Origin of the sequence: Halomonas sp. SIMBA_159, assembly GCF_046536035.1 — a bacterium.
GTDB classification, from domain to species: Bacteria; Pseudomonadota; Gammaproteobacteria; order Pseudomonadales; family Halomonadaceae; genus Vreelandella; species Vreelandella venusta_A.
Genome location: NZ_JAWJBT010000845.1, coordinates 1 through 262 on the forward strand (window position 1 = coordinate 1; position 262 = coordinate 262).

Sequence of the window (262 nt, forward strand, 5' to 3'; positions counted from 1 at the left end):
GGTAGCCAACGAAGAAGGTCGCAATTTCAATGGTTACTATCAGTTTACAAGGCCTTTGCAGAACTTTTTACCAGAGTGAAAACTAATTTTTCGCAATATTGTCAGATTATCCTGCCAGAAGCGGATTTTGACAGGCTCAGCAATCATTGACATCAGGCTAACACAGGCCTTGCGAAAATCATTTAGAGTGCCCGCTTTTCCCCGTTTTATGGCGTAAACAATGAAATCATTCACTCTATTCGGCTTGCTGGCCATCAGCTTG

Annotated in this window: 1 protein-coding gene; it reads right to left on the bottom strand. The window is 42.7% G+C overall.

Translation table 11 applies throughout. From position 1 onward, the window contains the following. Positions 1-39 precede the first annotated feature (39 nt). A partial coding sequence (locus R0J87_RS21615) for a hypothetical protein (protein WP_498888868.1) occupies positions 40-262 on the bottom strand: 223 nt, incomplete at its 5' end.